The sequence below is a fragment of the Flavobacterium panici genome (assembly GCF_024499525.1).
GTDB classification, from domain to species: domain Bacteria; phylum Bacteroidota; class Bacteroidia; order Flavobacteriales; family Flavobacteriaceae; genus Flavobacterium; species Flavobacterium panici.
The window spans coordinates 1,596,449-1,621,714 of the sequence record NZ_CP100437.1; the positions used below are offsets into that span (position 1 = coordinate 1,596,449).

Genomic DNA, 25,266 nt, shown 5'->3' on the forward strand with positions numbered 1-25,266 from the left:
ATGTTTTATTGGCGCACATTTGCCTTGTAATTAATTCAGGAGCTCAAAATAACTATCCCTGACAGCTTTAGGATTTCTACAAAAATAATGTTATTGAATTAAATAAGAACGATTTGACCAATTTAAAACTAAAATTATTATGAAATTTTCTAAAACCCTTTTATTAATTTTTTTACTAGCAATTTTTACAATTTCATGCAGCAGCGATGACGGAAAAGACGGAGTAGACGGAACTAACGGAGTTGATGGCGCTGTTGGTGCAACAGGACCGGCCGGAACAGCAAATGTTATTTACAGCGCATGGCTTACAGCGCCTACAGCAGTAGCAGAAACAATAGATGGAACCTCTGGATTGTCAACTAGTATTGCTGCACCACAATTATCATCAGATATTCTTTCAAAAGGAACCATATTGGTTTATGTGTCTTTTGGAACAGGTACTTACACAGTGCCATATACATCTACAGCAGGCGGATTTGTTAATACAATTACGGCTATTTCTACTGTGCAAAAAATCAAATTATTCAGATTTAGACATGATCAAGGAGGAACGGTAGGTTTGCCAACAAGTCTTAACTGGAGATATATTTTAATTCCCGGAGGAGTTGCGGCAACAGCAAAACAGGCAAAATTAGATTATTCTAAAATGAGCTACGAAGAAGTTTGTGCACGTTTAAATATTCAGCCGTAAGCTTAATAAATCAAATAAGAACTAATAAATAAAGATATTATGAAAACTTTAAAAACACTTTTTACCATTTTATTCGTTGCAATTTCTATTACTTCGTGCAGCAGTGATGACGACAAAGATAATACGCCGACTTTTGAAACAGAAAACCCGCTTGCAGTTTATTATACTCAAACCGGATTTAATACAGTTACTAATTTTGTAAACGCTGGAGATTACGAATTTGGATTGGTTTTTACACCAACTGTAAAAGGAAATATTAAAGCCATTACGTTAAAACTGCCTGCTGCAAATTCTGCAGTGCGTGTAACGATTTGGGACTATGCAGGAAAAGCAGTATTGCGTTCAGAAACTGTAAATGTTGCCACAGCAGATGTTCAGGTTACTAAAGAAATCAGTGTTTTTGCTCTTGAAAAAGATAAAAAATACATGATTACAATGAATTCTAATGATTGGTATAAAAAGGCCAAAGCAGATCTAACCAATACTGTTTATCCTATTACTGCCGGACATATCATATTTAATGAATATAGATGGATCAGCGGAACATCACAAACTTTCCCAACCAATGTTTCTGCAAATTATAATGCAGGAGATTTAAGTTTTGATTTTCAACAAACTGAATAATTTTATTTTTGGATAGTTTAATTAGTGAGTTTGTAAAAAGGTTTGACACTCGTCAAACCTTTTTTTGTTTTTGCCATGAATTAAGCAAATTTCAATGAGTTTTTATTTTGCATACCTTACCATCTTTTCCTGTAAAATATTTAAAAATTGATTTCTTTGGTTTTAAACAGATAATATAATTCGTGAAAATTAGTCCAATTCGCGACTGACTTTTTTAAATGTTTGTTTTTTCCTATTTTTAACGAATCTTATATCTCTTTAAAAATGAAAACCTTCTATAGCTTTCTTTGTTTTATTGTATTAATTACAAATGGTTTTTCTCAATCAAAAGAAAAAGAAAGTGCGTTTTTAGAAAATGGAGTTTCAGAACAATTGGCTCAATTTCGTAAAAATCAAATTTCAGATATTCAATACGAATTGTCTTTTGAAATACCAACTCAGAAAGAAGAAAATATTAATTCTCATTTGAATATAAATTTGAATTTATCTGGTTTAAGCCAGCCTTTACTTTTAGATTTTAAAGAGAAAACTTCAAACATAAAAACAATTGAAGTAAACGGAAAAAATACTGCAATTGTTCACGGAAAAGGTCATATTATAATTCCTTCTTCAGTTTTAATTTTAGGAAAAAACAAAGTTTCTGTTTCCTTTATCGCGGGCAATTTATCTTTAAATCGAAACGACGATTTCCTGTATACACTATTAGTTCCGGATCGTGCCAGTACATTATTCCCATGTTTTGATCAGCCAGATATAAAAGCCACTTATAAACTGAGTCTTTCTGTTCCAAAAGACTGGTTGGTTTTGGCTGGAGCCGATGTAAAAGAGAAAATCGAAAAAGGCGATTTCATAACGTACCATTTTGGAGAATCAGATAAAATGAGTACGTATTTGTTTTCTTTCGTTGCCGGAAAATTCAAAAGCGTAACACAAAAACCTGGCTTAGAAATGACGATGCTGTATCGTGAAAATAATCCTGAAAAGATAAAATCGAGTACCGATACGATTTTCAATCTTCATCAGCAATCATTAGATTTTTTAGAAAAATATACCAATTATAAATTTCCGTTTCAAAAGTTAGATTTTGCTGCAATTCCGGTTTTTCAATACGGCGGAATGGAACATGTTGGCGCAATTCAATACCGGGAATCGACTTTGTTTCTGGACAACAGCGCAACCGATAGTGAGAAATTAAACCGTGCAAAACTTATTGCACACGAAACGTCGCATATGTGGTTTGGCGATTTAGTAACGATGAAATGGTTTGACGATGTTTGGATGAAAGAAGTATTTGCCAATTTTATGGCCGATAAAATCATGAATCCAATTTTTCCGAAAGTCAATCATAATCTTCAGTTTTTTACAGCACATTATAGTAACGCCTTCGCGGAAGACCGATCTTTGGGCACACATCCGATAAAACAACATTTGGAAAATTTAAAAGATGCAGGATCGCTTTACGGAGCCATTATTTATAATAAAGCCCCAATTATGATGCGTCAGTTAGAAGCTTCGATGGGCGCAGCAGCCTTTCAAAAAGGAATCGAAAAATACATTAAAAAATACGCCAACAATAACGCTGACTGGAATAATCTCGTAGAAATTCTGGATGCAGAAACACCGCTCGATATGAAAAAATGGAGTGAAGTCTGGGTTAATAAATCCGGAAGGGCCATTTTTACAGATAAAATAGAATACGATTCAAAAGATCAAATTAAAAAGTTTGAAATTCAGCAAAACGCCGAAGATAAATCGAATAATATCTGGCCTCAGGTTTTTCAAATTGGTTTAGTTTATGATGATAATGTGAAAGTTCTAAACGCTGCTATTAAAGACAAAAACATTGTTTTAAAAGAAGCTGCAGGACTTGAAAAACCAAACATAATTATTTACAATTATAACGGTTTTGGATACGGCGTTTTTCCGCTTGACGGCAATAATTTAGATTATATTTCTACTTTAAAAGATGAAGTTGCCAGAGCTTCGGCTTACAGCAATCTTTATGAAAACATGCTGATTGGGAATATTTCTCCAGATGAAGCTTTTAATTGTTTTTTTAAAGGAATTCAATTTGAAGAAAATGAATTGGTTTTGCGAATTGTATCTGGTAATCTGAATTCGATTTACTGGAGATTTTTAACCCAAAAACAACAAGACAAAGTTCAAAATTTATTGAGTTATACTTTATATTCACGTTTACAGACTAATTCATCTGCCAATGTAAAAAAGACTTTATTTGGTTTGTTTAGTTCGACTGCGTATTCCTCTTCGGCGAAAGCCAAATTATATCAAATTTGGAATAAAGAAATCGTAATTCAGGGTTTAAAACTAAACGAAGATGATTTTACCAATATCGCGATGAACCTGGCAATATTTAAACATGAAAAAGCAGATGAAATTTTAGAAAAAACCAGAACAACGATTTCAAATCCTGATAAACAAAAACGATTTGAATTCCTGCTTCCGTCATTATCAAAAAATGAATCAGTTCGAAATGCTTTTATGGAATCTTTAAAAGAGGAAAAAAACCGAGAAAAAGAAGCTTGGGTTGAAATTGGTTTGAGTAATATTCATCATCCGCTTCGTCAGGAAAGTGCTAAAAAATATATTAGATTTTCATTAGATTTGGTTGATGAAATCCAGCGTACCGGAGATATTTTCTTTCCGAAAGACTGGCTTGAAGATACCGTTGGGAAATATTCGTCTAAATTTGCTTTTGATGAAGTACAGCGATTCTTAAAAGAAAACCCTAATTTTAGTCCTATTTTAAAAAGGAAATTATTTCAGGCCACAGATTTGCTTTACAAAGCACAAAATATTAAAAAAGAAACCGAATGAAAATTGAATCGGAAATAGAGAAAGTTTCAAGTTTTCAGCATCTCGAAATGCTGGCAAATCAGGTTGTAGAAGGCTTTATATCCGGAATGCATAAAAGTCCGTTTCATGGATTTTCGGCCGAATTTGCTGAGCATAAAGTCTATAATGCAGGCGAAAGCACCAAACATATTGATTGGAAATTATTTGCCAAAACCGACCGTTTGTATACGAAACGTTTTGAGGAAGAAACCAATTTACGCTGTCATCTTATTGTCGATAATTCATCGTCAATGCATTATCCCGAACTAAAATCGAATCAGCCATTTTATGAAAAAAAGATTGGTTTTGCGGTTTTGGCTTCGGCAGTTTTAATGAATATTTTAAAGAAACAGCGCGATGCCGTTGGTTTAAGCGTTTTCTCCGATAAATACGAATATTACGCTCCAGAGAAAGGAAGCGATCGTCACCACAGAATGCTTTTGAATAAACTGGAAGATTTATTAGTGCAGCCAAAAGTCAAAAAAACGACCGATACAATCACATATCTGCATCAAATTGCAGAGAAGATGCATCGTCGTTCGATGATTATTTTGTTTACCGATATGTTTCAGGCCGAAGATGACGAAAAGCTTTTTAACGCTTTACAGCATTTAAAGCACAACAAACATAAAGTAGTTTTGTTTCATGTGGTTGATAATGAGACCGAATTGAAATTTGATTTTGACAACGCACCAAGAAAATTTATCGACTTAGAATCGGGAGAAGAAGTTTCAATTTTTGCCGATAATGTTAAAGTTGAATATGAAAAAAGGGTAGAAGCTTACTTTAAAAACCTGGCTTTAACCTGTGCGAAGAATCAAATTAAATACGTTCCGGTAAATGTGGGCGACAATTTTGAAAAAATATTGACTACATATTTAGTTGAAAAACAAAACTTTGGCTAAGAATTTGAAAATTTATTTCATTTTTTTTGTCAAAACACTTGCAGAAATGAAATTCTGTACTATCTTTGCAACCGCAATAACGCAGAGGTTTGGTAGTTCAGTTGGTTAGAATACATGCCTGTCACGCATGGGGTCGCGGGTTCGAGTCCCGTCCAGACCGCAATATTGGGAGAAGCCTTTCTTAACAGAAAGGCTTTTTTGCCCAAATACGGTATCTAAGATTAGTTGTGTTGTTTTGCTACGACTTTGTAACTCGTAGCTGGTTTAGTAGTTAGACCAATGAAAAGCTTTCCACTTTTGTGGATGGCTTTTTTGATTTAAGACACTTTTGATTTTTGTTTTTTAACCGCAAAGAACACTAAGATTTACGCAAAGGTCACAAAGTTTAATTAAGCTTTGCGACCTTTGCGTTTTTATATTCATTGCATTTTAAATATAGCCCGTGGTTTCAACCACGGGAAACGGAATTGTGGTCATCATTGTGTCCACGTGGTTGAAACCACGGGCTATGTTTAAATAGGATAAATATTTTTATTTGACAGAAAACTATCGAGATTTCGGTTAAAAAGAAAGAAAGTTCTTGTTTTTTGATTTAGTTCTCGAATTTTAAAATATTGGAATTTAACCAATTAAAAATTTCTCAATTTTTATTCCTAAAAACCCTTGCAGAATCCAACTTCTGTTGTATTTTTGCACTCACAATAAAGCAGTGGGTTTGGTAGTTCAGTTGGTTAGAATACATGCCTGTCACGCATGGGGTCGCGGGTTCGAGTCCCGTCCAGACCGCTTAAATTTAAAAATGCCTTTCTTAACGGAAAGGCTTTTTTGTTTTACCGCAAAGGCGCTAGGATTTACGCAAAGTTCGCAAAGTTTTTTATTCTATCTGATTTGTCATTTCGACGAAGGAGAAATCTCCACAAGAAGCTCGACAAAGATTGAATCCTCGTTACGGAGTTACTTACGGAGATTTCTCCTTCGTCGAAATGACAAACGTTGTGATAATTGGAATTTGGAATTTCAGATATTGGAATTTAAATTTCCTTATATTTAATATCACAAAACCATTCGTATTAAACTCCAATGGAACAATCAACCTTTAAAGTAGACAAATATTATATAAAGAAAGTAGATGCCGATAAAAAAAGCATTTATTGTCATCATGATATAATGGGAGAATTGTTTGTTCCGATACATAAACATGAAAAAGCGCAAATGCTGTATGCGGAAGGCGATGTAGTTTTTGTAACAACCGAAACGAAATCTTATTTTCTCCCTGCAAGACATTTTATTTGGATTCCTGCAGGTTTAGAACACAGCATCGAGCCAAAGTCGGAACATGTGATGATGCGGAATCTATATTTTCCAGTCGAAAAAGACGAAGATGACTTTTATAAAGTAGAAGGAATTTATCCCGTCAATAATTTATTGCTGCAAATGATGCTTTTCACGAATCGATGGAATGGACATCTTAAAAAAGGAACTCCAAACTTTACCATTGCTAAAGCGATAAAAGCAATTTTACCTCAAATTTGCACCAATAATTTGCCTTTAGAATTACCACAGCCAAAAGACAAACGACTCGGTAAAATTTTGCGTTATATTGAAAATAATCTTGGAGAAACGATTCTGTTTGCCGATGTTGCGCATGAATTTGGTTACAGCGAACGCTCTTTGTATCGCTTGTTTCAAAAAGATCTCAAAATGTCTTTTATTCAATATTATACCATTCGCAGAATTTTAAAAGCAATCGAACTTTTATTAGAAAGAAAACTTTCGGTAAAAGAGGTAGCCCTAGAAGTTGGTTATAATAGCGTTCCGACTTTCAGCAATACATTCTTCAAGATTTTAGGACAAAGACCTTCCGATTACTTAAATGGCGAAGAGATTTTAGAACGAGGGAAGTAGTTTTAAACACATAGAAACATAGATTTTCTTTGCGTTAAAAAGGCGTTTCACTTGCATTAACACACATAGTTCTATGTGTAAATGATGTGTCATTTATTTTTAATCTTTTATCCAATTAAAATAAACCTATGTTTCTATGTGTTAAATAATTATTGATTTTGCATAGAAAAAAAAATAAAATCTGCGTTCATCTGCCTAAATCCTTTTAAATCTCCGTGCAATATCATAAAACAAAATTAATTTTATAACAAATTGTTTTTCAGAATTTTAATATAACGTTTTCGAAAAAATACGATTTTAACATTTGTCCGAAATGAATATGTTATTGACTTTTTAGAATTATCAGTCAACGGAAAAATGAAGGAACTTTGCAGCATAAATTATTATCATGTTCCTTAAAACAACAAATTCTACAGACGATTGTTTTTCCAGAATCCTGCTGTTACTCTTAATTGTATTAGCGTTCAATGGCTCACAAGCGCAGGAAGTTCATTCGGTTTCATTAAAAGAGGCTTTGAAACTGGCAAAAGAAAACAATAAAAAAATCCTTAGATCTCAATTGGAGATTATGCTCTCAGAGCAAAACATTAAAGAAAGTAAAGAACTCCGTTTGCCAGACATCGAATTAAACGGCGAGTATTCCAGAATTACAAATATTACCGAATTCAAAGGAAGCGGTTTCTTAAATGGAAAAGAAGTTACAAAAGCAATTCCTGAAATTTATCAGGTCAATTCGACTTTTAAAATGCCAATTTATGCGGGTAATAAGATTAATAATGCGATCAAAATTGCCAATCAGGAAAGTGAAATAGCTAAAATAAAAACAGAAAAGACAGAAAATGATATCGAGCTTGAAGTTGTGGCAAATTATCTTTCGATTTATAAAATGATGGAACTTCAGAAGATTTTTGAAGAAAACATTAAAGAAGAAAAAAGCCGACTGAAAGAAGTACAATCGCTTCAAAAACACGGAACGGTTACAAAAAATGAAGTCATTAGAGCCGAATTACAGCTTTCAGATCGTGAATTAAATGCGCTTACAAATTCCAAAAACATAAAAATTGCGCTTCACGATCTGAAAACTTTAATTCAAATTCCGGAAAATGAAGAAATCGCGATTGATACAACGTCAAGTTTAGACGAAATGAATGGTTTAGATCCGTATGATTTTTATATGACTAAAGCTTTGCAAAACGAAGAAATGCGTATTGCAAGTCAGGAATTAAACATCAAAAAAACGGAATTGCAATTGGTTAAAGGAAATTATCTGCCAACAGTAAACTTCTTCGGGAATTATGGCTTTTATTATCCAAACTACAAATTTTTTCCGCCAAATCCGTATTTGTACACTTTGGGACAAGTAGGTATCGAAGCGAGTTTTGATATTTCGGCTTTATATAAAAACAAAACCAAAGTCGAACAAGCCAACAAAAAAATCGAATGGCAGCAAATGCAGTCTGAAATCATAAAAGATGAAATTCAGGACAAACTGTACAAAGAGCATACGCAATATCAGGAAATCCTTGAAAAATTTGTGGTTGTTGATAAAGCTTTGGACTTAGCCAGTGAAAACTACCGAATTGTAAAACTGAAATACTTAAACCAATTGGTTTTAATTACCGAAATGGTTGATGCTGATAATGCTTTGCTTCAGGCGAAATACAATAAAATTTCTACCCGACTGGATGCGGTTTTAAAACATTATGAATTGCTTCATACTGCTGGAATTATGCCTAACGAGATTTGATTTTTTAGAAGAAAGAGGCAAGAAGCAAGAGAATAAATAGAAAATATAGGGTTTCAGTTCCGAAGGAACGATCCATATTGTAGCGCAGGATTTTAATCCTGGGAAGAAATAGAAAGAATAGAATAAAGAATATAGATTTTAAGTTCCGAAGGAACGATTCATATTGTAGCGCCGGATTTCAATCCGGGGGAAAATAATTAAAGATATAAAGTTTATGGTTAAGATAAAAAATGAAACTAGACAAAACAGAACGTTTCATATATTAATAACAGTTATTGCATGTGCGCTTGTGGTAAGCGGGGTTATTTTGGGAATTTGGTTTTATGTATTCAACAGAAACCACGAAGAAACTAATGACGCTCAGGTGGAACAATATGTAACTCCAATTATGTCGAGAATTACAGGTTATGTGCAGGAAGTTCGTTTTAATGAAAATCAGTTTGTGCATAAAGGCGATACTTTGGTTGTAATTGACAATCGGGAATATAAATCAAAATTGAATGTGGCTCTTGCCGATGTTCAAAACGCACAGCAAAATAGCGTTGTGGTGCAAAGAAATGCAGTTACAACAGCAAGTGCAACGGCAATTAATGAATCACAGTTAGAAGGTGCAAAATCAAATCTTTGGAAAACAAAACTGGAATACGAAAGGTACAAAGCTTTGGTAAAAGAAGAAGCGGCAACTTCTCAGCAATTGGAAAAAGTAAAAGCCGATTACGAATCGGCGCAAGCACATTTTGAAGAAATGAAAAACAGAATTCACTCGGCGACTTTAAGTACTTCTGTTGCCGAAGCAAATGTGCCGACTACACAAACCAATATTGCATCAAAACAAGCGGTGGCTGATAATGCGGCATTGTTTCTTTCGTACACGATAATTACAGCGCCTTACGACGGCTGGGTTGGAAAACGAACTCTACAGCCAGGGCAATTGGTAAAAGAAGGACAATCATTGCTTTCGATTGTAAGTAAAGAAAAATGGATTACTGCTAATTTTAAAGAAACGCAATTGCAGTATTTAACCGTTGGGCAAGATGTTGAAATAAAAGCCGATGCTGTAAGCGGCAAAACGTTTATTGGTACAATTGCTTCTTTATCTCCAGCGAGCGGCGCAAGATTTTCATTGCTTCCTCCAGATAATGCAACGGGAAATTTCGTAAAAATAGAACAAAGAATTCCAGTTAGAATTCAGTTAAAAGATAACGAAAAACAAACCGATTTTTTAAGAGCGGGAATGAATATTACTGTGATCGCAGCACACTAAAATGGAAGATAAAGGTATTTTTAAATCCTGGGTTCCAAAATGGGCAATCATTATTATTTTGTTTGTCTGCCTTTTGCATTCCATGATTTTATTGGGAGTTTATACTTCAAACGTAACCTACGCAGCCAGTTTTTTGGACATTGAGCCCGAAGATTTGCAGTTTGCAATGTGCGTTACATACGGAACTTTGCTGGCAACGATTTTAATCGAAAGTCGATTTTCGAGTTTTTTCCCTGCAAAAAATTACCTGATGGCGGTTTATTCCTTAATTGGAATTACGATTGTTTCATCGGCGTATATTACCAATTTTTATCTTTTTTTAATACTCAGAATTGCCGAGGGAATCCTGATGGCGCTTCCGGTAATTACAATCAGACAATTGTTGATCGAGCAGTTTAATTCTAAAAACGCCATTATAATTGGTTTCTCCTTTTATTACGGTTCGCTGTTATTGTCAACGCCATTTATTATGAACATTGCGGTTTGGTTTCTGGATCATTACGACTGGAAATACATGCTTTATGTTTCGGGCGGATTGCAGGTTTTAAATGTCTTTTTAATCTTAGTTACTTTTCGTGGGCACCGAATCACAAAGAAAATTCCGTTGTATCAAATCGACTGGATGAGTTATTTTTTGGTTTTAACTGCCATTCTTTGCGGTGCTTACTTTTTTGTTTATGCCGAGAAAAAATATTGGTTCGATTCTTCTCAAATGGTTTTGATGTTGATTATTTCTCTAATTACGGCTGGTTTATTCATCTTTAAAGAACTTTTGGTAAAAAGACCCACTTTTGATTTTGAAGTCTTCAAATATGCCAATCTTCGAATCGGGTTTTTATTGTTTTTCCTTTTTTACATCAGCAGAGCAACACTGAGTCTTTGTCATTCGGCGATGTTTTCCATTTGGAATTGGGATCCGTCGCGCGTTGCGGGCGTACAATATATAAACGGATTAGGAAATGTAATCGGGCTTATTTTAGCTGCTTATTTTCTGATGAAATCTGTTTCGACGAAAATCATTTTTATAATTGGTTTTTCGTTAATTGCGTTGTTTCATTTTTGGTTTACGTTTCTGTTTGTGCCAGATGTTGCTTTGTCAGATATTATCATTCCGTATATTTTACAAGGCATCGGAGTGGGGTTTTTATTTGTTCCTTTAATCCTGTTTACCACATCTTCGGTTCCGGCAAAAATGGCGGTTTCTTCTGGAATTGTTGGTGTTTCCGGGCGTTTTTGGGGAAGTACAATTGGTTTTTGCGTCATGCAGAATGCGGTAGTATTTTTAAACAAAAAACACTTTTTAAAACTAAGTCAGTTTGTAACGGGCGAAAATCCCGAAGCACAGCAGACGATTTCTGCAACCGCACAAAGTTTTATGGCAAAAGGATATTCGGCAGATAATGCAAATACTTTGGCCTTGAAGAAAGTTTTCGGAACTGTTGCCAAGCAAGCCACTTTATTAGCCGATATGGAGATTTATACGATTGTAGGTTATGGTTTGGTGATTTTGATTATTCTGATAGCATGTAATCAGCATTTAAGACAAACAATGACTTTGGTTAAAAGTAAAATTTGGATCGGCTAAAATGCAAATTCCAAATTCCAAAGTGGAGTGAATTTAATCTCGCAAAGTCGCAGAGACGCAAAGGTTTTTTAAGCCACAGATTAATAAGATTTAAAGGATTTTTTTTCACGCAGATTCTGCAGATTTTAGCAGATTTAATTTTAATAATTATCTGTGTTTATCTGCTTAAATCTTTTTAAAATCTGCGTGAAACAAAAACTTTGCGTCTCTGCGACTTTGCGAGATTAAAAAAACACTGCGAGAAACCTCTCCACAACTTTGCGGTAAACCACACTTATCAGTATCTTGCAACCGTTAAAAAACAAAAATATAAAATGAAACAGCAATGTGTAATTTTTGATATGGATGGCGTGATTTCGCACACCAATCCGCATCATGTGAAGGCTTTTGAGGCATTTTTCGATAAATATAATGTTCCTTATACCAATGAAGAATTTGAAGAACATATGTACGGAAAACATAACAGTTATATTATGACTCATTTCTTCAAACGCCCAATTGCGGGAGAAGAACTTTTAAAACTCGAAGACGAAAAAGAAGGAATGTTTCGTGAAATTTATAAAGATAAAGTCGATACGATTCCGCATTATTTAGATTTTTTAAGCGAATTAAAATCTCGCGGATTTAAAACCGCAGTTGCAACATCGGCGCCGCGTGCGAATCTGGATTTAATTGCAAACGCCTTAAAAATCACAGACAAAATGGATTCGATGATGTCAAGCGAAGACGTTACGTTTCATAAACCAAATCCCGAAGTATATCTAAAATCGGCAGAGCGTGTTGGTGTTTCTCCATCTGATTGTGTGGTTTTCGAAGATTCTTTTTCGGGCATTACAGCAGGATTAAATGCCGGAATGAAAGTCGTTGGCGTTTTGAGTACGCATACAAAAGAACAACTTCCAGTATGTGATTTTTATATTAATGATTATAGTGAAATTAATGTGGATAAGATTTTGGAGTTATTAAAATCCAATAAATAAATTCCAAAACTATACGTAAGGCCTTTGTCAAAGTTTTAAACTTTGACAAAGGTTTTTTTTTAGCAATACTGTAGCCACAATCTTGTCATTTCGAGGAACGAGAAATCTTCGCAAGTAACTCCGTAAAGGTTTTTCCGCATTGTAACCGCAAAGTATTGTCATTTCGAGGAACGAGAAATCGCACTCGTGAATCTACAAAGAGAATCGCCAATCTTTGCGGAGTTTCTAGTGCGATTTCTCGTTCCTCGAAATGACAAACTAGACGGATAAAAAAAACCTTCAATACTTCTCCTCCAAAAAAGCAATCCAGCCTTTTTCAAATTCCTTAGTTGATATATTTAATGTTTTCTCAATATTACCAAAAGAAGCAATCAGTTTTGGCAGTATATCATTTCCCCATTTTTGGGTAAGATATTCGATTATCGTGTAGCCAATATTGTAAATCTGATTACTGTGATTAAGTTCTTCTAAAGTTAGGTTTTTGCTTTTGGCATATTTTACGCTTAAGGAATTTACTTCTCCAGCTTCAAAAATACTGATCGATTCCCAAAGCCAGCGCGGATATTCGGCTGCAAACTTTTTATCAAAATGCTTATCAAACTCGGTGCGGTTTTGTGTTGTAATCGTTTGTTTTGCTTTGTCGATTAAAATATTTAACTGAACACAATGCGTAAATTCATGCAGAGCCGTTTTTAGCGGATCGTCTGGAAAAATCGAATTGAACCAGTTTGTCCAGACAAAATGAAATTCATTTGGACCGCGACTTGTGCCGTTTGCATTTTCTAAACCAGTAGCGACATTAAACTTGTATTGTGAGCCGTAAACAAAAACCTTTATCAGGCCGTGTTTTACATCTTTTAAATTCGTTCTTATTTCAGTATAATTGCTTTCAAGATGTTCGCTTAGTTTTTCGGCTTCACTTTTATAAATTCCGTCGTAGGAGATAATAAAATGTTCCGATTCCAGAGTTTGAGCCTTGTGTTTAACGGTAAAGGTTCGAATTGTTCTTGCAACGTAAAAAACGCCAATAATAATTCCTAAAAGAATAATTAATAATTTGTATTTCCTCATGTGTTCTAAATGTTTTTTGAGATTTAAAAACAAGCAAAATATTGAGAATTAGGTTTTTGGTGTTTTAAAAATAAGAATATTTAAATACTAAATACAAAAAGATTTAAAGAAATTTCTGAATTGTTAAGCTTTGGCAGTTTTAATCTTGCAATCCCAATAGCTATCTGGAGCGAGGTTGCAAAGTTTTTTTTTAGCCACAGATTATTATGATTAAAAGGATTTTTTCTGTGTTTTGACCACAAATGTATTGTCATTTCGAAGAGAAATAACAAACGGATCGTATTTACTTTATTGAATAAGAAAGTTAAATAAATTGCCTCCAGTTTAAACTGGAGGTTTTATGTTGGAAAAAAGAAAGGCTTTAGCCGAAAATTATGCAATGTCTAAAGCAATTGCAATTATTAATCCTGTAATTAAAAGAAAAACAGATGCGCTTAATAAAAGCCATAGAATTTTTGGCAGGAGTTTAATTCTTAAATCTTTAATGATTAAAATAGAATTGACTAAAGAAAAAACGACAAGCAAACAGCATAGAAATAAACAACCCGTACTTCCGTACGCATATATCAAAGTACCTCTAAAATTTTCAAGATAATGTTTTGTCAAACAGCTTAAAAAGAATAAAGAAGGAATTGCAACAGCAAATTTTTGTGTTTCGTGAAGATTCCTAAATTTTTTCAATGTAGCTTTTGGTTGATTTTTTGTTTTGAAAAGGAAAGGCTTTCGCCTAAATTTACCTGTTTTTAATCTTCAAAAACACTTCGTTTCTAAACCAATTTTCATCTTCTGGAGTTTCAAAAATTCGTTTTGGGAAAAATACACTTTGTCCTTTTGAGAGATATAAAATATAAAGATCATTTAGTTCTAAAACTTTTATGAAATTCGTTACTGCAATTGTACTTTCAGTTGTTTCATCAAAACGAGAAATAATTTTGTCGTTGAAAATTTCATGCTCTCTTTCTGAAAGAATAATCTTGTTTTCTTTTGAATTTGCAAATCTCCAATATTGAAAAATTGTAATTAAGGGAAAGAGAAAGCCAAATACAATCATAAAAATATCTGAGGAATCTTTGTTATCCTTAAATAGAATTGCAATAGCTAATATCAACATAATAGAATATAGCCACCATCGTTTTTTTAATAGAATTCTAATAATAAATGAGAGGTATTCTTTTTTAGTAAAGTGAAATTTTTTGGTTTTGATCATTAGTAGCTTTTTGGATTTGCTGTAAAAGTAAAAATAGATTTTGTATATGAAAAAAATAATTAGAGTTGAAGGCTTATTTGCTCACATAAAATAAATGTTCCGGATGATTTTTGCAATATTTTAAATTCTAAAATTATGAAAACAAATAATATTTCAGAAGAAGTTGAAAACAGACTAAAAGATTTTTTCACAAATACAATTGACCCAAAAGATTTAGCAAAAACAATACGACAAGTAAATTACGCTCTTTCAATGTGTTCAATGCGAGGTTGCGAAACCTTGGAATCTGAACTAAATAATATCGATGATAATTTTTATTGGCTGAATAAATTGGCAGAAGTTCTTGATCCTTATTTGGATGTTGAATGAAGAAAGTTTTTTTGTGTCATTAGTAATCAGAGGAACGAAGAAATCGCAACAGAAACTCCGCAAATCTTTGTCGATTTTCGCATGAGATTCCTTTTCCTCGGAATGATAAATATTGAAATTAAGGTATTTTGCTTTTAACTGTTCTTAAGCTTAACATTAAATTTTCTCCCTTTTCGGTCGTACTCCACAATAAATCTTTTTTTCCTGCATTTATTGGTATTGTTTCTAGCTCTATTAAATTAAGAGCTTTAAATTGTATTTTAATAGTTTGAAAATCTTGATCATTAATTATACTTGTTCCTGAATCAATATAATTTGGAGTAATTTCATATATAACACTTGATAGTTTTCCTTTGACATTAGCATCATTAGGTTTTTTTAATAGATAAGGAGATATTAAAGCGAAAATTTCTCCCCAAGTTAAATTTTGTGACCAATTTGATGATATGGTTCCATGATGATATACACTATAATAGGAATGTTTTCCTGAAATTGTAATTGTTTCATTAAGATCTGCAAGGCTTTCTAATTCAGATTGTTTTTCTTTTGAATCCAATTTTGATTTTATCTCTTGATTTTCTTTTCTCAATTCGTTTAATTCAATGTATATTTCTGGGTTCGAAGTTGTATTGGCTCTTATCCAGCCGACTAATTCTTTACTATAAATAAAATCAGAAATTGTTTCGTGGATGGCTAACTTAATATCTTTTTTATCATCCCAAAACTTTACAAGATTTTTTAAAACAGCACTTTTAAATTCGTTTAAAAGACTTTGATTTTCTTTTTCGATAACACTAGTGCCATATTTTTTTACTTTTTCTTCTAAAGCGCTGTCATTAATTATAACCGCAAATAATGGCTTCTTTATTTGTAATGCATATTCATATTCCAATTGTGTATAGCTTTTGCCAGATGATGAGTCGATGCTTCCATATCTACCACCAAGTATTAATAAGTAAATGTCTGATTCGTCAATCCATCTTTTTATGACTGACATTTGAGATTCATCACCTGCTGAAAATAATTCCATTCCAGCTGGAATATGTCCTGATGAAAGTATTGCTTCAACGGCAGCTTGACGCTCTTCTTTTAAATCTGTAAAAGTAGAAGACACAAATATTTGAAATTTTTTATCTCTCATAGTTTATACGAGCTTTTTTGTTCAAGTGATAAAGCCTTTAAATAAAAATTATGACCTTCATTTGTAAATTCAAATTTGGCTTGAATACCATTCCCGGTTATTTTCTTTACAATTTTATATAGTATAAGTTGCTCAATACCTTTTTTAAAATCATCTTGTACTATTTTATTTTCAGATATAAGTGTCCCAACATATAGTAAGAATTCTAATAAATTATAGGTTGTTGCTTGGATTTTAACTTTTTTACTGCTTAATAACTCTGCTAACTCCTCATAAGTCAAATTTGAATAAAGAGCTTTTGGAGACGCACTTGAAGAATTTAATTTCTCTCTTAAATTTGCATTTTCTTTTGTAAGTCTTGCAATTTCTTCGGCTAATGCAGCAGTATTAACAGAATTATCCCCTCTAATCCAGCCTGTTAATTCTTTTCCGTAACTAAAATCAGAAATTGTTTCATGTATTGCAAGTTTAATGTCTTTTTTGTCTTCCCAAAATTTCACAAGATTTTTTAAAACAATTGTTTTAAATTCTTTTAACTGTTTAGTGTTTTCCTGTTCAATCACGGATGTTCCATGAATTTTAACTTTTGCTTCTAGTGCTTTTTCATCGATTACGACTGCAAATAATGGTTTTCCTTTTTCAAGAGCATATTCGTATTCTAAATGGGTATAACTTTTGCCTGTAAGGGAATCGACACTTCCGTATCTTCCACCAAATATTAATAAATAAATATCAGATTCATCAATCCATCGTTTAATGACTGACATTTGTGATTCATCACCAGCAGAAAATAGTTCCATACCAGCAGGAATATGGCCAGATGATAATATAGCTTCTACAGCTGCTTGACGTTCTTCTTTTAAATCTATAAATGTAGATGATACAAAAATTTGTAGTTTTTTATCTTTCATAGTTAGTTTGATAGTAAAAGTATCAGATTATTGATCAGAAAATAACACTAATTTTTATTAGGATGATAAAAATAAAAAATGCAAATCTATTAAGAACATTCTGCCAATTTGTTTATCAACAACTTTAACAACAAAAAACAAAATGTAGTAAAAACAAAAAAGCTTCTGAAAATCTTCAGAAGCTTTTTTAGTGCGGATAATAGGACTCGAACCTACACGCCTTGCGGCACCAGATCCTAAGTCTGGCATGTCTACCAATTTCACCATATCCGCGTAATTGTGGGTGCAAAGATAAGCATACTTTCGAATATTCAAAGAAAAATTTCAAAAAAAATATTAATTCTCTTTTTTGTACTTTTGATTTTCTATAAAAATTATTTAAATGGAAAATATTAAGTCCTACGTTCAACAACATAAAGATCGGTTTATCAATGAATTGATCGAATTATTAAAGATTCCGTCGGTAAGTGCCGACACTGCATATTCACAAGATGTTATTGATACAGCAGAGGCTGTAAAAGAAAGTTTATCAAAAGCAGGCTGCGATTTAGTCGAAGTTTGCGATACTCCGGGTTATCCAATTATTTATGGAGAAAAAATAATCGACCCAAATCTTCCAACGGTTTTAGTTTACGGACACTACGATGTTCAACCGCCAGATCCATTAGAATTATGGACTTCACCACCATTTGAACCGGTTATAAAAACTACAGATATTCACCCGGAAGGTGCAATTTTTGCACGTGGAGCATGTGACGACAAAGGTCAAATGTACATGCACGTAAAAGCGTTAGAATATATGGTGCAAACTAATAATTTGCCTTGTAACGTAAAATTCATGATTGAAGGTGAAGAAGAAGTAGGTTCTGCAAGTTTGGCTTGGTTCGTAGAACGCAATCAGGAAAAACTGAAAAACGACGTTATTTTGATTTCAGATACGGGAATGATTTCTAACCAACAACCATCGATTACGACAGGTTTAAGAGGTTTGAGTTATGTTGAGGTTGAAGTTACAGGACCAAACCGCGATTTGCATTCTGGTTTATACGGCGGTGCTGTGGCAAATCCAATTAATATTTTGGCAAAAATGATTGCTTCTCTTCACGATGAAGACAATCATATTACGATTCCGGGATTCTATGATAAAGTTCAGGAATTATTTGCAGAAGAAAGAGCTGAAATGGCAAAAGCGCCTTTTAGTTTAGAAAAATATAAAAACGCTTTAAACATCGCTGATGTTTACGGCGAGAAAGGTTATGTAACTAACGAACGCAACTCAATTCGTCCGACTTTAGACGTAAACGGAATCTGGGGCGGTTATACTGGCGAAGGTGCCAAAACGGTTATTGCGAGTAAAGCTTTTGCTAAAATCTCAATGCGTTTGGTTCCAAATCAGGATTGGGTAGAGATTACAGAACTTTTTACAAAACATTTCACAAGTATTGCTCCGGCTGGAGTTACGGTAAAAGTAACGCCTCACCACGGTGGACAAGGTTACGTTACGCCAATTGACAGCATTGGATATCAGGCGGCAAATAAAGCATATACTGAAACGTTTGGAGTTCCTGCAATTCCGGTTCGTTCTGGTGGAAGTATTCCAATTGTGGCTTTGTTTGAGAAAGAATTAAAAAGCAAAACTATTTTGATGGGATTTGGTTTGGATAGTGATGCAATTCACTCGCCAAATGAGCATTTCGGGATCTTTAATTACTTGAAAGGAATTGAGACTATTCCGTTGTTTTACAAATATTTTGTGGAATTGAGTAAATAAGCTGATTTGCCGCGAAGGCGCTAAGACACTAAGTTTTTTAAGATATAAAATCCGTTCAGAAATGAGCGGATTTTTTTTTGGAAAGGAATAAAGATTTTTTCAATTGCCTCCAGCTTTAGCTGGAGGTTTTTAAAAGAGATTAACATTGGCTTTAGCCGAACTATTAGGGATTTTGTTTTAATTAAATACAATATAAATTTAGCTAAAGCCTTTTCTCTTGAGTTCCTTCTACACCTCCAGCTAAAGCTGGAGGTAATTAAAAAAAATATCCTTAAAGCTTTGTTTTTGTGTGACTTAAAATAAATTTTTCCTAAATAAATTTGCATATTAAAATTTTAACTCTACATTTGTAGAATAAAATCTATAAATGTAGAACTATAAGGGATTGTTTAACCCGAAGAGAAAAAACTTAGAAACTTAGAAACTTAGCAACTTAGCAACTCAGAATCTTAGAACCTTAAAAATATGCAGCTATCAAACTCAGAAGAACAATTAATGGAACATCTTTGGAAGCTTGAAAAAGCTTTTATGAAAGATTTACTTGAAGCGTATCCAAAACCAAAACCGGCAACAACAACCGTTGCAACGCTTTTAAAACGAATGATCGACAAAAAATTTGTTGCTTATAATGAATTTGGAAATTCGAGAGAATATTATCCTTTGGTAAAAAAAACGGATTATTTCTCAAAACATGTAAAAGGGCTTATTAGCAATTTCTTTAATAATTCAGCTTCGCAGTTTGCTTCTTTTTTTACGACCGAAACCAATTTGTCGGCTTCAGAATTAGAAGATCTTAGAAAAATAATCGACTCGGAAATTCAAAAAAAGAAAAAATGACAGACTTTCTAATAAAATCGACAGTTAGCTTAAGCGTTCTTTTGGCTGTATACCATTTGCTCTTGCAAAAAGAAAAAATGTTTCGCTTCAACAGGTATTTTTTATTAGTCAGTTTATTGTTTTCAATAGTGGTTCCTTTCATGTCTTTTGAAATTCAACAAGATATTCCTATTGTGTACAATAATGCAATTCCGTTTTCGACTAATACAGGTCATTTTCCAATTCAAACAGAATTGATAGATATAAACAAAGATGAACAAACCAATTACTGGCTTTCTCTATTATGGATAATTTATGGTTTAATTACTTTAATACTAAGTTATCGGTTTGTTCAAAATATTTATAAAATCACTTCTAAGGCTAAAGTATCTAAAATCATTGTGTATCAAAACATAAGAATGGTTTTACTCTCAGAGAAAACATTGCCTTATTCTTTTTGGAATTCCATTTACATGAATCAAAATGATTTTGAAAATGGACTAATAGAGCAAGAATTGTTTACGCATGAAATTGCCCATGTAAAGCAAAAACATACTCTTGATGTGATTTTTATAGAAGTTTTGAAAACGTTATTTTGGTTCAATCCTATCTTTATTTTTTACAAAAAAGCCATTCAGCTTAATCATGAGTTTTTGGCAGATGAAAATGTAATAGCAGCACATCATGATGTTTATTTATATCAGAACCTTTTGCTTAACAAATTCAACATTTCCCAACCCATTTATTTGACTAGTAATTTAAATTTTTTATCAACAAAAAAACGACTTATTATGATGACAAAAATCACTTCAAAAACAAAATCCCTAATGATGCAGTCTTTAGCTGTTTTAGGCCTTTTAACAATCTTTTTGATATTAGCTTTCAAACCATTGCCATTAAGTGGCAAAAAAACTATAGTAATTGATGCCGGACATGGAGGAGAAGATATTGGAGCGCAGATTGGTGCCGGGCAAGAAAAGAAAATTGTAGAAAATATTGCGAATAAAATAAAGCTATTGAATAGTAAAGATGAAATTGAAATTATTTTGCTTAGAAAAGATGACAGCTTTATTGAATTAAGTGAAAGAGTATCGAAAATAAACAAAATAAACCCAAGTTTGGTCATTTCTCTACATGTAAATAGTTCAGAAAATTTGAATGAAAATGGGGTAAATGCGTATGTTTCAAAACAAAATGGTTTTTATGAAGAATCAAAGGAAAAGGCTGAAAATTTAGTTGATAAAATTTCAAATGAAAAGCTTGCCAAAGGTGAGGTTAAAGATGCGAATTACTTTGTGCTCAAAAACTCAAAATGTCCTGCATTATTAGTAGAAATTGGCTATTTGACAAATGAAAATGATAGAAATTATCTGATTAGCGAAAATGGACAAAATGAAATTGCAAATAAAATCATAGAATTCATAAAAATATAAACAGAAGTCTATAGCGCTGTCCTTTTAGCCTAAAAATAAAAAATCCGCTTTCAGATTTTCTGAAAGCGGAAAAATAAACTAAAAAAAATTCTAAAAATAAAAAAGTGAGATCCGGATTAAAATAAATCCGGATTGTATCCAAAATAAGGTACTCCTTGTTCGTTAAAAATAACGCCGTACTCTTCTAATTCCTTTAATATTGGTTCGTAAACTTCTTTTTTTATCGGAAGCTGAACGCCCGGAGTTGTAATTTTTCCGTTTAAAATCAGCAAAGTTGCCATTGCAACTGGAAGTCCGACTGTTTTTGCCATTGCGGTATACGTTTGATCGTCGCCAATACAAACCATTTTTGAATCGATTTGTTTTTTCTCGCCATTTAGTTCATAACCAAATTTATGATACATCACGATCATATCTTTATCATCTGGTTCAAGAGCCCAGCTGTCGGTTAAGATTTTTTCTAAAATTTGAGCCGGAGTCGCATTTGGCAGGTTTACTTTTTTGTTTGGGTTAAATAAATCCAATTCTAAAAGCTTATCCCACATAATATCGTCCTGATCGATTTTAAGAATAAAACGAGTCTTGATTTCAACAGAATCTGTTGGATGATACGGAAGAAACGAATTCATAAATTGACGATAGCTCATGTTTTCAGAATCTTCGATAACATAACTATCATCTGTCATTCCCAGTTGCACGAACATATTCCACGCTTTCGAAAAACCAACTCTTCGAATTGTTCCTCTATATAATGTCAGAACATCATCAAGTCCGTAAATTGATCTGTATTTAAGCGAATCACGATTAGAGTAGGCTTCAAATTTTCCGTAGCCTTCCACTTCAAGAAATTCTGTCCGGCGAAATAATGCGCTGTATGGAATATATTTATAAGTGCCTTCCTGAATAAATTTTGCAGCTCCGCCTTGTCCGGCTAAAACTACGTTTCTAGGCGCCCAGGTAAATTTATAATTCCATAAATTATTATCAGATTCAGGAGCTACTAAACCTCCGCAAAACGATTCAAACAAAAGCATTTTACCGCCTTTTGAAGTGATTTCGTCAATAACTTTCATGGCGCTCATATGGTCGATTCCGGGATCAAGACCAATTTCGTTCATGAAAATCAGGTTGTTCTTTTTGGCTTCTTCATCAAGAGCCTGCATGGCATCACTTATATAAGATGCTGTTACAAGATGTTTTTTGAACTGAAGACAGTCTTTAGCAATTTCGATATGTAAATGTGCCGGAAGCATTGAAATTACAATAGAAGCTTTTTCAATTGCGGCACGTCTTTCTTCGGTATTAAAAATATCTAAAGCAATTGGAGTTGCGTTTGGATGTTTTTGTGTTTTTTTCTCGGCTAAAGCCAAAGACAAATCGGCAACAACTAGATGCAGGTTTTCGGTTTCTGATTTTGCAAGTAAGTAACGAATCAGCGAAGATGCTGATCTGCCGGCTCCAATTATTAAAACGCTTCTCATAACTCTAATATTTAACACAAACATATTAAAATGTTATAAATATAACAAATATAATTTGAAAAATGATAATTATTTAATTCGTAAATCGAACAAAAAAGTCATTTTTAGAGCTGAAATATTTTAAAAACTAAAATGAATATTGAATAGGATGAAGTATTTTTGTTTCAAATTAAAAGTCTGGAAAATATGAAAAGAAGAATAGTTTTAACTGGAGCCTTTATAGGAATGTTAGCCATTATTTTTGGTGCTTTTGGAGCCCATTTACTTAAGAAATATCTGGGTGTTGATGAGTTAAACACTTTTGAAGTTGGTGTTCGTTACCAAATGTACCACGCTCTTTTTTTACTTTTTCTTTCAACCAGAAAAGACATCGCCGAAAAAACCTTAAAAACAATCTATAATTTAGTTGTTGCCGGTGTTGTTCTCTTTAGCGGATCTATTTATTTATTAGCTACTAAAAGTCTTACAGTTTTTGATTCTAAAATTATCGTATTCGCAACACCTTTGGGCGGATTCTTATTAATTATTGGCTGGGCGGTATTATTTCTTACTATTTTGAGGAAAAAATCATAAAATCCAGAAAAAAAAATTCTGTGTAAAAATTAATCTTTAATTTTGTCTCATAATTAACATATAACGTTACTTATGTGAATTTTTATTCCTTTTTATCTTCTTTGATGAAAAATATAACAATTTGCAAACTTGGACTTTACGTTTAAGAATAAGTAAAATTATATTTTGTTGCACCAAAAAATAACATACAACACAACATTAAATTTATGGACAATAACACACTTTTCGCGCAATCGATTTCGTTAAAAGAATTAGGAATAGAAAATGCAACGGTTCGTTACCAGTTATCAGCAGATGAACTGCATGCAATAACTGTGCAGTCAGGACAAGGTGTTGAGGCCTCTACAGGTGCTTTGGCAATTAATACAGGTGAATTTACAGGGCGTTCTCCACAAGATCGTTTTATTGTAAAAGACAGCATTACAGAAGATAAAGTATGGTGGGGAAATGTAAATATTCCGTTTTCACCAGAAGCTTTTGAGAAATTATATAATAAGGTAACCAAGTTTTTATCAGACAAAGAGGTTTTTGTTCGTGATGCTTACGTGTGTTCAGATCCAAATTACAGACTAAACGTTCGTGTTGTTACCGAAACAGCCTGGTCAAATTTGTTCTGTTACAATATGTTTTTACGTCCGGAAGAGTCTGAACTTGCAAACTTTACTCCAGAATGGACTGTAGTTTGTGCTCCAAGTTTCATGGCAGATCCTGCTGTAGACGGAACACGTCAGTCTAACTTTGCTATTTTAGATTTTACTAAAAAAGTAGCCTTAATTGGCGGAACGGGTTATACAGGAGAAATGAAAAAAGGAATTTTCTCTGCTTTAAACTTCATTTTACCGGTTTTTGAAAATACATTACCAATGCATTGCAGTGCCAATGTTGGTAAAAATGGAGATACAGCTATTTTCTTCGGATTATCCGGAACAGGAAAAACAACTTTATCTGCAGATCCGGAACGTAAATTAATCGGAGACGATGAACACGGATGGACTGGAGAAAATACTGTTTTCAATTTTGAAGGCGGATGTTACGCTAAAGTAATCAACTTAACAGAAGAAAACGAACCGGACATTTACAGAGCGATCAAAAAAGGTGCACTTTTAGAAAATGTAGTTTTCAAAGCGGGAACTAAAGAAGTGGATTATGATGATGTTTCGATCACTCAAAACACTCGTGTAAGTTACCCAATAACACATATTGACAATATTCAGCCGGGTTCTATTGGTCATAACCCAAAAAATATATTTTTCCTTACAGCAGATTCTTTCGGAATCCTGCCTCCAATTTCAAGATTAACTCCCGGGCAGGCTGCTTATCATTTTATTTCTGGATATACAGCAAAAGTTGCAGGAACAGAAGCTGGAGTTACAGAACCACAACCTAATTTCTCTGCTTGTTTTGGAGCGCCTTTTATGCCTTTACATCCAACAAAATATGCTGAAATGTTAAGCAAAAAAATGAAAGATGCTGATGTAAAAGTTTGGTTAATCAACACAGGTTGGACTGGCGGTGCATACGGAACGGGAAGCCGTATGAAACTAAAATATACTCGCGCCATGATTACTGCTGCATTAAACGGAGAACTGGATAATGTAGAATACAAAAATCACGCAGTATTTGGAATTGCAAAACCACAATCTTGCCCTAATGTTCCAGAGGAAATTTTAAATCCTAGAAATACATGGGAAGACAAAGATTTATACGATAAAAAAGCGCTGGAATTAGCTCAGAAATTCAAAGCTAATTTTGCCAAATTTGAAGAGTTTGCAAATGCTGAAATCTTAGCAGGCGCACCGATTACAGAATAAAAGGAATTATTTAATTCAAATTAAAAAAGCTGTTCAGTTATGAACAGCTTTTTTTTAGTATTCAGTGTTCAGATTTTTAGTGTTCAGTCACGGTACGTTTGCAATGTCACTCTGAGCGAAGTCGA

Annotated in this window: 20 protein-coding genes, 3 tRNA genes and 1 pseudogene; 18 read left to right on the forward strand and 6 right to left on the reverse strand. The window is 33.3% G+C overall.

The genetic code is table 11. The features are described 5' to 3' along the window. The first annotated feature begins 139 nt into the window (after window positions 1–139). The 11 genes and pseudogenes from NLJ00_RS07085 to NLJ00_RS07135 all read left to right on the forward strand — a co-directional run. Window positions 140–691, forward strand: a complete 552-nt coding sequence (locus NLJ00_RS07085; RefSeq protein ID WP_256636711.1) for a hypothetical protein — start codon at window positions 140–142, stop codon at window positions 689–691. Between the two features lie 39 nt (window positions 692–730). Beyond that, window positions 731–1,315, forward strand: coding sequence for a DUF4082 domain-containing protein (locus NLJ00_RS07090; protein WP_256636712.1), 585 nt, complete (start codon window positions 731–733; stop codon window positions 1,313–1,315). Window positions 1,316–1,579: 264 nt separating this feature from the next. Beyond that, window positions 1,580–4,153, forward strand: a complete 2,574-nt coding sequence (locus NLJ00_RS07095) for a M1 family aminopeptidase (protein WP_256636713.1) — start codon at window positions 1,580–1,582, stop codon at window positions 4,151–4,153. After that, window positions 4,150–5,076 carry a DUF58 domain-containing protein gene (locus NLJ00_RS07100; RefSeq protein ID WP_053469940.1) on the forward strand — a complete coding sequence of 309 codons (927 nt, stop codon included), beginning with the start codon at window positions 4,150–4,152 and terminating at the stop codon, window positions 5,074–5,076. The genes NLJ00_RS07095 and NLJ00_RS07100 overlap by 4 nt, the downstream gene beginning before the upstream one ends. An 86-nt stretch (window positions 5,077–5,162) precedes the next feature. Beyond that, window positions 5,163–5,236, forward strand: a tRNA-Asp gene (locus tag NLJ00_RS07105). Window positions 5,237–5,788: 552 nt separating this feature from the next. Next, window positions 5,789–5,862 (forward strand) — tRNA-Asp (locus NLJ00_RS07110). 294 nt (window positions 5,863–6,156) lie between these two features. Beyond that, complete coding sequence (locus NLJ00_RS07115) at window positions 6,157–6,981, forward strand: helix-turn-helix transcriptional regulator (protein ID WP_256636714.1); 825 nt, start codon at window positions 6,157–6,159, stop codon at window positions 6,979–6,981. A gap of 388 nt (window positions 6,982–7,369) precedes the next feature. After that, window positions 7,370–8,728, forward strand: coding sequence for a TolC family protein (locus NLJ00_RS07120; RefSeq protein ID WP_256636715.1), 1,359 nt, complete (start codon window positions 7,370–7,372; stop codon window positions 8,726–8,728). 214 nt (window positions 8,729–8,942) lie between these two features. Then, window positions 8,943–9,992, forward strand: coding sequence for an HlyD family secretion protein (locus NLJ00_RS07125; RefSeq protein WP_053469944.1), 1,050 nt, complete (start codon window positions 8,943–8,945; stop codon window positions 9,990–9,992). A gap of 1 nt (window position 9,993) precedes the next feature. Next, window positions 9,994–11,577 (forward strand): MFS transporter, encoded by a 1,584-nt coding sequence (locus NLJ00_RS07130; RefSeq protein ID WP_256636716.1) that lies wholly within the window; start codon window positions 9,994–9,996, stop codon window positions 11,575–11,577. A 314-nt stretch (window positions 11,578–11,891) separates the two neighbouring features. After that, a pseudogene (locus NLJ00_RS07135) lies at window positions 11,892–12,419 on the forward strand (HAD family hydrolase); the annotation flags it as partial. Between the two features lie 417 nt (window positions 12,420–12,836). On the opposite strand, the gene NLJ00_RS07140 reads toward NLJ00_RS07135, so the two are convergent. Then, window positions 12,837–13,628: a DUF6055 domain-containing protein gene (locus NLJ00_RS07140; RefSeq protein ID WP_256636718.1), complete on the reverse strand. Its 792-nt coding sequence runs from the start codon at window positions 13,626–13,628 to the stop codon at window positions 12,837–12,839. 340 nt (window positions 13,629–13,968) lie between these two features. On the opposite strand from NLJ00_RS07140, the gene NLJ00_RS07145 reads away from it, so the two are divergent. After that, on the forward strand, window positions 13,969–14,223 hold the full coding sequence (locus tag NLJ00_RS07145) for a hypothetical protein (RefSeq protein WP_256636719.1): 255 nt from the start codon (window positions 13,969–13,971) through the stop codon (window positions 14,221–14,223). A 138-nt stretch (window positions 14,224–14,361) separates the two neighbouring features. On the opposite strand, the gene NLJ00_RS07150 is transcribed toward NLJ00_RS07145, so the two are convergent. Further along, window positions 14,362–14,835 (reverse strand): YcxB family protein, encoded by a 474-nt coding sequence (locus NLJ00_RS07150; protein WP_256636720.1) that lies wholly within the window; start codon window positions 14,833–14,835, stop codon window positions 14,362–14,364. A gap of 135 nt (window positions 14,836–14,970) precedes the next feature. On the opposite strand from NLJ00_RS07150, the gene NLJ00_RS07155 reads away from it, so the two are divergent. Next, window positions 14,971–15,204, forward strand: coding sequence for a hypothetical protein (locus NLJ00_RS07155; RefSeq protein WP_256636721.1), 234 nt, complete (start codon window positions 14,971–14,973; stop codon window positions 15,202–15,204). Window positions 15,205–15,322: 118 nt separating this feature from the next. Here NLJ00_RS07155 and NLJ00_RS07160 read toward each other — a convergent pair whose 3' ends face one another. From NLJ00_RS07160 to NLJ00_RS07170, 3 genes are all read right to left on the reverse strand, one after another. Then, the gene (locus NLJ00_RS07160; RefSeq protein ID WP_256636722.1) at window positions 15,323–16,345 is read right to left on the reverse strand and encodes a DUF4062 domain-containing protein; all 1,023 of its coding nucleotides are present in this window, start codon (window positions 16,343–16,345) and stop codon (window positions 15,323–15,325) included. After that, window positions 16,342–17,256 carry a DUF4062 domain-containing protein gene (locus NLJ00_RS07165; RefSeq protein WP_256636723.1) on the reverse strand — a complete coding sequence of 305 codons (915 nt, stop codon included), beginning with the start codon at window positions 17,254–17,256 and terminating at the stop codon, window positions 16,342–16,344. The genes NLJ00_RS07160 and NLJ00_RS07165 overlap by 4 nt, the downstream gene beginning before the upstream one ends. Window positions 17,257–17,447: 191 nt before the next feature. Beyond that, a tRNA-Leu gene (locus tag NLJ00_RS07170) sits at window positions 17,448–17,529 on the reverse strand. 109 nt (window positions 17,530–17,638) lie between these two features. Here NLJ00_RS07170 and NLJ00_RS07175 point away from each other — a divergent pair. The 3 genes from NLJ00_RS07175 (at window position 17,639) to NLJ00_RS07185 (ending at window position 21,276) form a co-directional block, all read left to right on the forward strand. Next, window positions 17,639–19,027, forward strand: a complete 1,389-nt coding sequence (locus NLJ00_RS07175; protein WP_256636724.1) for a dipeptidase — start codon at window positions 17,639–17,641, stop codon at window positions 19,025–19,027. Between the two features lie 465 nt (window positions 19,028–19,492). Further along, complete coding sequence (locus NLJ00_RS07180) at window positions 19,493–19,864, forward strand: BlaI/MecI/CopY family transcriptional regulator (protein WP_056207485.1); 372 nt, start codon at window positions 19,493–19,495, stop codon at window positions 19,862–19,864. Beyond that, window positions 19,861–21,276, forward strand: coding sequence for an N-acetylmuramoyl-L-alanine amidase (locus tag NLJ00_RS07185; protein ID WP_319800414.1), 1,416 nt, complete (start codon window positions 19,861–19,863; stop codon window positions 21,274–21,276). The genes NLJ00_RS07180 and NLJ00_RS07185 overlap by 4 nt, the downstream gene beginning before the upstream one ends. Window positions 21,277–21,392: 116 nt before the next feature. On the opposite strand, the gene NLJ00_RS07190 is transcribed toward NLJ00_RS07185, so the two are convergent. Further along, window positions 21,393–22,757 (reverse strand): saccharopine dehydrogenase family protein, encoded by a 1,365-nt coding sequence (locus NLJ00_RS07190; protein ID WP_256636725.1) that lies wholly within the window; start codon window positions 22,755–22,757, stop codon window positions 21,393–21,395. Window positions 22,758–22,943: 186 nt separating this feature from the next. Between NLJ00_RS07190 and NLJ00_RS07195 the strand changes: the two genes are divergently transcribed. Both NLJ00_RS07195 and pckA read left to right on the forward strand, forming a co-directional pair. Beyond that, window positions 22,944–23,330: a DUF423 domain-containing protein gene (locus NLJ00_RS07195; RefSeq protein ID WP_256636726.1), complete on the forward strand. Its 387-nt coding sequence runs from the start codon at window positions 22,944–22,946 to the stop codon at window positions 23,328–23,330. A gap of 206 nt (window positions 23,331–23,536) precedes the next feature. Further along, window positions 23,537–25,141, forward strand: a complete 1,605-nt coding sequence (gene pckA / locus NLJ00_RS07200; protein WP_073483558.1) for a phosphoenolpyruvate carboxykinase (ATP) — start codon at window positions 23,537–23,539, stop codon at window positions 25,139–25,141. Window positions 25,142–25,266 lie beyond the last annotated feature (125 nt).

What these genes read in the sequence shown, in the direction of transcription:
- NLJ00_RS07145 (WP_256636719.1), top strand. Translation starts at nt 13,969, where the DNA reads ATGTTGGAAAAAAGAAAGGCTTTAGCCGAAAATTATGCAATGTCTAAA.
- NLJ00_RS07115 (WP_256636714.1), top strand. Translation starts at nt 6,157, where the DNA reads ATGGAACAATCAACCTTTAAAGTAGACAAATATTATATAAAGAAAGTA.
- NLJ00_RS07185 (WP_319800414.1), top strand. Translation starts at nt 19,861, where the DNA reads ATGACAGACTTTCTAATAAAATCGACAGTTAGCTTAAGCGTTCTTTTG.
- NLJ00_RS07150 (WP_256636720.1), bottom strand. Translation starts at nt 14,835, where the DNA reads ATGATCAAAACCAAAAAATTTCACTTTACTAAAAAAGAATACCTCTCA.
- NLJ00_RS07180 (WP_056207485.1), top strand. Translation starts at nt 19,493, where the DNA reads ATGCAGCTATCAAACTCAGAAGAACAATTAATGGAACATCTTTGGAAG.
- NLJ00_RS07195 (WP_256636726.1), top strand. Translation starts at nt 22,944, where the DNA reads ATGAAAAGAAGAATAGTTTTAACTGGAGCCTTTATAGGAATGTTAGCC.
- NLJ00_RS07130 (WP_256636716.1), top strand. Translation starts at nt 9,994, where the DNA reads ATGGAAGATAAAGGTATTTTTAAATCCTGGGTTCCAAAATGGGCAATC.
- NLJ00_RS07175 (WP_256636724.1), top strand. Translation starts at nt 17,639, where the DNA reads ATGGAAAATATTAAGTCCTACGTTCAACAACATAAAGATCGGTTTATC.
- pckA (WP_073483558.1), top strand. Translation starts at nt 23,537, where the DNA reads ATGGACAATAACACACTTTTCGCGCAATCGATTTCGTTAAAAGAATTA.
- NLJ00_RS07095 (WP_256636713.1), top strand. Translation starts at nt 1,580, where the DNA reads ATGAAAACCTTCTATAGCTTTCTTTGTTTTATTGTATTAATTACAAAT.
- NLJ00_RS07160 (WP_256636722.1), bottom strand. Translation starts at nt 16,345, where the DNA reads ATGAGAGATAAAAAATTTCAAATATTTGTGTCTTCTACTTTTACAGAT.
- NLJ00_RS07165 (WP_256636723.1), bottom strand. Translation starts at nt 17,256, where the DNA reads ATGAAAGATAAAAAACTACAAATTTTTGTATCATCTACATTTATAGAT.
- NLJ00_RS07120 (WP_256636715.1), top strand. Translation starts at nt 7,370, where the DNA reads ATGTTCCTTAAAACAACAAATTCTACAGACGATTGTTTTTCCAGAATC.
- NLJ00_RS07155 (WP_256636721.1), top strand. Translation starts at nt 14,971, where the DNA reads ATGAAAACAAATAATATTTCAGAAGAAGTTGAAAACAGACTAAAAGAT.
- NLJ00_RS07140 (WP_256636718.1), bottom strand. Translation starts at nt 13,628, where the DNA reads ATGAGGAAATACAAATTATTAATTATTCTTTTAGGAATTATTATTGGC.
- NLJ00_RS07100 (WP_053469940.1), top strand. Translation starts at nt 4,150, where the DNA reads ATGAAAATTGAATCGGAAATAGAGAAAGTTTCAAGTTTTCAGCATCTC.
- NLJ00_RS07085 (WP_256636711.1), top strand. Translation starts at nt 140, where the DNA reads ATGAAATTTTCTAAAACCCTTTTATTAATTTTTTTACTAGCAATTTTT.
- NLJ00_RS07190 (WP_256636725.1), bottom strand. Translation starts at nt 22,757, where the DNA reads ATGAGAAGCGTTTTAATAATTGGAGCCGGCAGATCAGCATCTTCGCTG.
- NLJ00_RS07090 (WP_256636712.1), top strand. Translation starts at nt 731, where the DNA reads ATGAAAACTTTAAAAACACTTTTTACCATTTTATTCGTTGCAATTTCT.
- NLJ00_RS07125 (WP_053469944.1), top strand. Translation starts at nt 8,943, where the DNA reads ATGGTTAAGATAAAAAATGAAACTAGACAAAACAGAACGTTTCATATA.